Genomic DNA, 6,808 nt, shown 5'->3' on the forward strand with positions numbered 1-6,808 from the left:
TCCTAAACCCGATCCACCAGATGCCGGGACTGAACACCTAGCGTATCTCAAGGCGCGCACCGAGGCGCTGGCGGCGACACCGGTTCCCGTGCTGCCAGAGGGAGAATGGCAGCCTTTTTTTATCGCCACCTGCCCAGATTTCGCTCAAGGCGTCGCTATGGTCATCGAAAATCGGGCGCATCGGCGTGATGTCTCTTTCTTTGTGACAGCGAAACGACTCGCCTTGACAGGGGTGGGCAAAAATTGCCCAGTTGGTCAAAGTTGCGCTTGCCCGGCCTGGGTAAAGACGCGTGCTAACAAGAGAGACAGGGAGTCTTCCATGAAATTTGACCTTACCCTCCGCCGTGCCGGTGCGCTTGTGCTGGCATCTCTTCTGGCCGGGGCAGCGCCTGCTGCGCTTATGGCGCAAACCCCCGCTGATACGCTGGTGATCGGGGATGCTATCGACGACATCGTGTCCATCGACCCGCACGAGGCGTTCGAGTTTTCCGGCACCGATCTGGTGAACAACACCTACGACACGCTGGTGGAACTGGACCCGATGCAGCCGGGTGAACTGGTCCCCGGTCTGGCGGAAAGCTGGGACGTGGCCGAGGATGGCGTAACCTATACGTTCAAGATGCGCCCCGGCGTCACCTTCGCTTCGGGCAATCCGGTGCGGGCCGAGGATGCGGCCTTCTCCCTGCAGCGCGTGGTCAAGCTGAACAAGACCCCGGCCTTTATCCTGACCCAGTTCGGCTTCACGCCTGAGAATGTCGAGGAGATGATCACCTTTGACGGTGACACGGTCACAATGAAAACCGATCAGCCCTATGCGCCCAGCTTCGTCTACAACTGCCTGACCGCCGCTGTCGGGTCGATTATCGACAAGGAAACCGTGATGGCCAACGAGGCCAATGGCGACATGGGCAACGAATGGCTGAAGTCGAACACGGCGGGGACGGGGGCCTATGTGCTGTTGTCCTACAAACCGTCCGACAGCTACATCCTTGAAGCGCGGGAAGGCCATTGGCGCGGCGATGCCAAAATGAAGCGCGTGTTCATGCGCCACATCCCCGAGGGGGCGACTAACCGCCTGCTGCTGGAGCGTGGCGATATCGACATCAGCCGCGAGGTGACTTCGGTGGATATCGACGGCATGGAAGGCAATGCCGACATCCGCGTGGAAACCGACCTTGCGGGCTACATCTACTACGTCTCGGCCAACCAGAAGAATGAGGCACTGGCCAACCCCAAAGTGCTGGAGGCGATGCGCTGGGCCATCGACTACCAGGGCATGACCGAAAGCTTCCTGAAGGGCGAACAGACCGTGCATCAGGCGTTTTTGCCGCGCGGCTATCTGGGCTCGATCGAGGAGACCCCCTATTCGCTGGATATCGATAAAGCAAAGGCGCTGCTGGAAGAGTCCGGAGTCGACTTGCCGCTGAACATGAAGATGTCGGTACGCAACAGCCAGAACCGCACCGATATGGCGCAGTCGATCCAGAATACCTTTGCACAGGCTGGAATCAACCTGACGCTTTCCATCGCGGAGGGCGCGGAAGTGCTGGGCGAATATCGCGCTCGTCAGCATGACCTGACGTTGCAAAGCTGGGGGCCGGACTATCCCGACCCGCATACCAATGCCTCTACCTTTGTGATCAATGGCGACAATTCGGACGAAGCGAAGCTGACCGGCAGCCTTGCCTGGCGCAACGCCTATGATCCGGGCGATCTGATGACCATGACGGAGGCCGCCGTGATCGAACGCGATGCCGACACGCGCCGCGCCATGTACGAGGACATTCAGCGGCAACACCGCGACACCTCGCCTTTCATCGCCATGTTCCAGGAAAACAACCGCACCGCGATGCGCGCCAACGTCACCAACTTCTACACCGGCGGCACCGTGGATTCGGTGACTTACTGGCTGGCCGAGAAGTAAGGGTCTTTCGGCGGGCGGGAACATCTCGCCCGCCGAAGCCTGCCGCGCATGACTGCAGCCCCCGACACTCCCGCCCCGCCCGCCGGTCCCTTCTCCGGTCTTCCCCGTGTGCTGCGCCTGATCGCCGGCACGGCGCTTTCGCTGGCCATCACTATTCTGGGCCTTCTGCTCGTCACCTTTATCATCGGGCGCGTGGTGCCCATCGACCCAGTTCTGGCCATTGTCGGCGAACGCGCGACCACGGCGCAGTATGAGGCGACGCGGCTGGCACTTGGCCTTGATGAACCGATGTGGAAGCAGTTCGCGATCTATGTCGGCAATGCGGTTCAGGGCGATCTGGGCCAGTCCCTGCGTACCAAGCGCGAGGTATCGGCGGATATCATTCGCTATTTTCCCGCCACACTGGAACTCGCAACCATCGCCACGCTGTTCGGTGTGCTGGTGGGCGTGCCTGCCGGGGTGCTGGCCGCCACCCGGCCCGGTACTTGGGTGGACCAGATCGTGCGGATCGTGGGGTTGATGGGGTATTCCATGCCGGTGTTCTGGCTGGGGTTGCTGGCGCTTTTGCTGTTCTACGGCATTCTTGGCTGGGTGGGCGGACCGGGGCGGCTGGATGCCGGGTTCTCGATGATGTTCGAATTGGATGTGAAACAGCGAACGGGCATGATCCTGATCGACACCGCGCTTGCGGGTGAATGGGCGATGTTCCGCAACGCGATCAGCCATATCATCCTGCCGTCGGCGGTGCTGGGGTATACCTCGATGGCCTATATCAGCCGCATGACCCGCAGTTTCATGATGAACGAACTGGGGCAGGAATACATCACCACCGCGCGGGTGAAGGGGATGCCTGAATGGCGCGTGGTCTGGGTTCATGCGCTGAAAAATGTGATGGTGCCACTGATTACGGTGATTGCGCTGTCTTACGCCTATCTGCTGGAAGGGTCCGTGTTGACCGAGACAATCTTTGCCTGGCCGGGGCTTGGCAGCTATATCACCGATGCCTTGTTTGCCGCCGACATGCCTGCTGTTCTGGGGGGCACGGTGGTGGTGGGCGTTGTCTTCGTGACGCTCAACATGGCGTCAGACCTATTGTATCGCCTTGTCGATCCGAGGGCGCGCTGATGGCCACCATGACCGAATGGCTGCGTGACCCCAGCCCCGCCTCGCGCGCGCAGGCGCGTCTGGGGCAAAGCTACCTGGCCTGGCTGCGGATGCGGCGCAATCCGCTGGCGATGGTGGGGCTTTTCATCATCCTTGTCCTGCTGTTCATCGCCGCCTTTGCGCCTTGGGTGGCCACGCATGACCCGCTGGCGCAGAACCTGTCGCAGCGTCTGCTGCCGCCCGGAACGCCGGGGCATTGGCTAGGCACCGATGATTTTGGCCGCGATATCTGGAGCAGGATCGCCTATGGCTCGCGCATCACGCTGTACATCGTGACACTGGTCGCGGTGACGGCCCCGGTAATCGGGTTGGCTATCGGCACGGTTGCGGGGTATTTCGGCGGCTGGGTCGATCAGGTGCTGATGCGCATCACCGATATCTTCCTCGCCTTTCCGCGGCTGATCCTGGCGCTGGCGCTGGTGGCCGTTCTGGGGCCTGGGATTGAAAACGCGGTGCTGGCCATCGCACTGACGGCCTGGCCACCCTATGCGCGGGTGGCGCGGGCTGAAACGCTGACGGTGCGAACGTCGGATTACATCGCCGCCGTGCGCTTGCAAGGGGCCGGGTCAGGCCGCATCATCTGGGGCCATGTGATGCCGATGTGCCTGCCGTCGGTGATCATCCGCGTCACGCTGGATATGGCGGGCGTGATCCTGATTGCCGCAGGGCTTGGCTTCCTTGGCCTTGGCGTGCAGCCACCGACCCCGGAATGGGGGCTGATGATCTCGTCAGGCCGCAAATTCCTGTTTGAACAGTGGTGGGTTGCCACGATGCCAGGGCTTGCCATCTTCATCGTGTCGCTGGGCTTCAACCTTTTGGGCGACGGGTTGCGCGATGTGCTGGACCCAAGGAGCAGCGGCAAATGACCTTGCTTTCGGTAAAAGACCTGCGCGTCACCTTCGACACCGAGGCGGGACGCGTCGAGGCCGTGCGCGGTGTGTCGTTCAGCCTTGGCCGCGAACGGTTGGGCATCGTAGGCGAAAGCGGATCGGGTAAAACCATGACGGGCCGGTCGGTGCTGCGGCTGATCCGCCCTCCGGGGCGCATCGAGGCGACCGAGATGGTGTTTGACGGCACCGATCTGATGGCTGCGTCTGAACGTGAAATGCGGGCCTTGCGCGGCCAGCGGATCGCGATGGTCATGCAGGACCCGAAATATTCGCTCAATCCGGTGATGAAGGTCGGCGCGCAACTGACCGAAGGTCTGCGCCTGCGCGATGGCATGTCGGCCAAGGCTGCACATGGAAAAGCCATCGAGGCGCTTGAGGCGGTGCAGATCCGGGGACCAGAGCGGGTTATGGAGGCCTATCCGCACGAATTGTCGGGCGGCATGGGGCAGCGCGTAATGATTGCAATGATGCTGATCCCGAACCCCGACCTGTTGATTGCGGATGAACCGACCTCGGCGCTGGACGTGACCGTGCAGGCAGAGGTGCTGTCGATCCTTGACGGGCTGGTGCGTGACCGGGGCATGGGGCTGATCTTCATCAGCCATGATCTGCGGCTGGTGGGGCGGTTCTGCGACCGGGTTCTGGTCATGTATAAAGGCCGCGTGGTCGAGGAGCTGGAGGCAAAGAACCTGATGCAGGCAGAGCATCCCTATACCCGGGGCCTGCTCAACTGCTTGCCCCGGATCGGCGGGAGCCGGGCCCCATTGCCGGGGCTGGACCGCGCTGCGGAATGGGCGGAGTAGGGCGATGGCACTGATCGAGGTTGAAAACCTGTCGGTCCATTACGGGACCAAAGGCCAGTTGGTGCGCGCGGTGGAATGCGTGAGCCTGAGTGTTGATGCGCGTGAAAGTTACGGTCTGGTCGGCGAAAGTGGCTCGGGCAAATCGACCATCCTGCGCGCGATCTGCGGGCTGGCCCCGATCACGGCGGGCCAGATCCGCATCGGGGGGCAACCGGTGCCCACCCCGCGCGGCCGGGCCTTCAGCCGCCGGGTGCAGATGGTGTTTCAGGATCCATATGCCAGCCTGCACCCGCGCCACACGCTGGACCGCACCCTGTCGGAACCGCTGGCAATCCACGGCATTGGCGGCAGTGATGCGCGGGTGGTCAGGGCACTGGAAGATGTGGGCCTGCCCGCCAACTTCCGCTTTCGCTACCCGCACCAGTTGTCTGGAGGGCAGCGCCAGCGGGTCGCGATTGCCCGGGCACTGATGCTGGAGCCGGAAATCCTGCTGCTGGATGAACCGACCTCGGCACTGGATGCGTCAGTACAGGCCGAAACGCTGAACCTTCTGAACCGTTTGCGCGACGAACGCGGGCTGACCTTTCTGATGGTCAGCCATGACCTTGCCGTGATCGACCATATGTGTGACCGCGTGCTGGTCATGCAGCATGGCCGCGCGGTCGAGGAACTGACGCGCGACCAGCTGGCGGGTGCGCAAATGACCACGGACTATGCCCGCACGCTGTTCGATGCGAGCGCGGACCGGATGCTCGGTGCCTGAGTGGTGCCGGAAAGGACATGATGAATTTCCCGGTTTTTGACGGCCACAATGATTTTCTGCTGCGGCTTCACAACGCGCCCGATCGGCGCGAGGAGTTGTGGTTGAAGGGGGAGGTGGATGCGACCGGCAAAGCCGTCGGGCATCTGGATCTGCCTCGGATGCGAAAGGGCGGGTTCGCGGGCGGGTTCTTTGCGATCTATATCCCGTCGCCTGTCGCGCATGACAGCGCCGATTATCAGGCGATGATGAACGCGCCCCCGTATGATGTGCCGCTGCCCGAGCTGATTGACGCCAATGGCGCGCAGCCGGTGGCGATGTCGATGGCCGCGCATCTGCACTGGATGGCGCGGGCCGCCCCCGATGATTTCAGCCTGTGCACCACCGCCACCCAGATCCGCGCGGCGATGACCGAGGGGCGCATCGCTGGCGTAATGCATATGGAGGGGGCCGAGGCGATTAACCCCAGCCTTGACGAGCTGCCGCTGTGGCATGCGATGGGGCTGCGGTCGATCGGGCCGGTCTGGTCACGCCCGACCGTTTTCGGCCATGGTGTGCCCTTCCGCTTTCCGGGCACCCCCGATACCGGGCCGGGGCTGACTGATGCGGGCAAGGCCTTGGTGCGGGCCTGCGACGAGATGCGGATCATGCTGGACCTGTCCCACATGACCGAGGCCGGGTTCAATGATGTGGCCCGGATCTCCAGCGCCCCGCTGGTGGCGACCCATTCCAACGCCCATGCGGTGTCACAATCCACCCGCAACCTGACCGATCGGCAGCTGGCCATGATTGCCGAAAGCGGCGGGCTGGTCGGGCTGAACTTTGCGACGTCGTTCCTGCGCGAGGATGGTCGGCAAAGCCCTGTCATGGGTTGGGATCTGGTGATGCGCCACCTTGATCATCTGCTGACCCATCTGGGTGAGGACGGGGTTGGTCTGGGCTCTGATTTCGACGGCGCCACCATTCCCGAAGGCATCGGCGATGTCACCGGGCTACCCGCGCTTCTACAGGCGATGATCCAGCACGGCTTCGGTGCAGAACTGGTGGAAAAGATTGCGCATCGCAACTGGCTGGCGCTGCTGCACCGGGTCTGGGGGGCGTGACCTGAGGAACCAGTGTCGCGTAGGAAACAACTACCGCATTGATCATTTCGAAACAGTTTTCAAATCATGTCTCAGCAACCACCTCTACCGAAGAACTATTCAAATAGGCCTTTGCCCCCGGTTGGGCTCTGATGATGTGACCGCCCCCCGACGGCATCGATGTG

Annotated in this window: 6 protein-coding genes; all 6 read left to right on the plus strand. The window is 62.4% G+C overall.

Going from position 1 to position 6,808, the window contains the following annotated elements; all coding sequences use genetic code 11:
- The first annotated feature begins 319 nt into the window (after nucleotides 1-319).
- The 6 genes from EEB11_RS19085 to EEB11_RS19110 are packed head-to-tail and all read left to right on the plus strand — an operon-like array spanning nucleotide 320 to nucleotide 6,644.
- Nucleotides 320-1,924 (plus strand): ABC transporter substrate-binding protein, encoded by a 1,605-nt coding sequence (locus EEB11_RS19085; protein ID WP_135434157.1) that lies wholly within the window; start codon nucleotides 320-322, stop codon nucleotides 1,922-1,924.
- Nucleotides 1,925-1,972: 48 nt separating this feature from the next.
- A complete protein-coding gene (locus tag EEB11_RS19090) occupies nucleotides 1,973-3,049 on the plus strand; it encodes an ABC transporter permease (RefSeq protein WP_135434159.1) in 1,077 nt (358 codons plus the stop codon).
- Nucleotides 3,049-3,954: a nickel transporter permease gene (nikC, locus tag EEB11_RS19095; RefSeq protein ID WP_135434161.1), complete on the plus strand. Its 906-nt coding sequence runs from the start codon at nucleotides 3,049-3,051 to the stop codon at nucleotides 3,952-3,954. The genes EEB11_RS19090 and nikC overlap by 1 nt, the downstream gene beginning before the upstream one ends.
- Entirely contained in the window at nucleotides 3,951-4,781 is an 831-nt protein-coding gene (locus EEB11_RS19100; protein ID WP_135434163.1) for an ABC transporter ATP-binding protein, read from the plus strand. The genes nikC and EEB11_RS19100 overlap by 4 nt, the downstream gene beginning before the upstream one ends.
- Nucleotides 4,782-4,785: 4 nt before the next feature.
- Nucleotides 4,786-5,544: an ABC transporter ATP-binding protein gene (locus EEB11_RS19105; RefSeq protein ID WP_135434165.1), complete on the plus strand. Its 759-nt coding sequence runs from the start codon at nucleotides 4,786-4,788 to the stop codon at nucleotides 5,542-5,544.
- 20 nt (nucleotides 5,545-5,564) lie between these two features.
- Nucleotides 5,565-6,644, plus strand: a complete 1,080-nt coding sequence (locus EEB11_RS19110) for a dipeptidase (RefSeq protein ID WP_135434167.1) — start codon at nucleotides 5,565-5,567, stop codon at nucleotides 6,642-6,644.
- The last annotated feature ends 164 nt before the right edge of the window (nucleotides 6,645-6,808 follow it).

The organism is Pseudotabrizicola sediminis, assembly GCF_004745575.1.
Lineage (GTDB): Bacteria > Pseudomonadota > Alphaproteobacteria > Rhodobacterales > Rhodobacteraceae > Pseudotabrizicola > Pseudotabrizicola sediminis.

What these genes read in the sequence shown, in the direction of transcription:
- nikC (WP_135434161.1), top strand. Translation starts at nt 3,049, where the DNA reads ATGGCCACCATGACCGAATGGCTGCGTGACCCCAGCCCCGCCTCGCGC.
- EEB11_RS19105 (WP_135434165.1), top strand. Translation starts at nt 4,786, where the DNA reads ATGGCACTGATCGAGGTTGAAAACCTGTCGGTCCATTACGGGACCAAA.
- EEB11_RS19085 (WP_135434157.1), top strand. Translation starts at nt 320, where the DNA reads ATGAAATTTGACCTTACCCTCCGCCGTGCCGGTGCGCTTGTGCTGGCA.
- EEB11_RS19090 (WP_135434159.1), top strand. Translation starts at nt 1,973, where the DNA reads ATGACTGCAGCCCCCGACACTCCCGCCCCGCCCGCCGGTCCCTTCTCC.
- EEB11_RS19100 (WP_135434163.1), top strand. Translation starts at nt 3,951, where the DNA reads ATGACCTTGCTTTCGGTAAAAGACCTGCGCGTCACCTTCGACACCGAG.
- EEB11_RS19110 (WP_135434167.1), top strand. Translation starts at nt 5,565, where the DNA reads ATGAATTTCCCGGTTTTTGACGGCCACAATGATTTTCTGCTGCGGCTT.